At 65.5% G+C, this 438-nt stretch carries 1 protein-coding gene; it reads right to left on the reverse strand.

Annotated elements, in window-relative coordinates; translation table 11 throughout:
* Positions 1-428: DUF1612 domain-containing protein (locus EOA23_RS35395; protein WP_245474462.1), on the reverse strand; the 428-nt coding region annotated here is incomplete at its 3' end.
* Between the last annotated feature and the right edge of the window lie 10 nt (positions 429-438).

The following is a 438-nucleotide window of genomic DNA, read 5'->3' on the forward strand; positions in this document are numbered from 1 at the left end:
ATCTGGCTTTTGGCCAACGCCAGCCGATCATGCTCCTTCAATCCCGCCAGCGCCGCCTCCTGTACGGCGTCGATGCAGGCCAATAGTCGGTCGTCGCGATTGCGTGCCCGCCGGCGCTCTCTTGGGATATTCTTGGCGCCGAGATGCAGTGAGGCGAGGTGGCAGCGGGCGAGCCCTTCCTGCCTCAGGAGTGCCGACACCAGCAACGGCCCCAGCCAGGACGCATGCTGCAGCACTTCGATGCTGGACCATGTGTCGAACAGAACCGCCGCGCGCAGGATCACCGGCAGTTGGCGCGTATCGCCGAGCACACCCTGCCACTCGGCCAGCCGGGCATCTTCGTCCCAATCGGGATCGTAGACCAGAGCTGGACGATCGGCTTTTGGCGCCGCCTCCTTGCGAGCCGCTGCCGTTCCGCCTTCCAGCACCTTGGTGGAC

Source organism: Mesorhizobium sp. M2A.F.Ca.ET.042.01.1.1 (genome assembly GCF_003997405.1).
Taxonomy (GTDB): domain Bacteria; phylum Pseudomonadota; class Alphaproteobacteria; order Rhizobiales; family Rhizobiaceae; genus Mesorhizobium.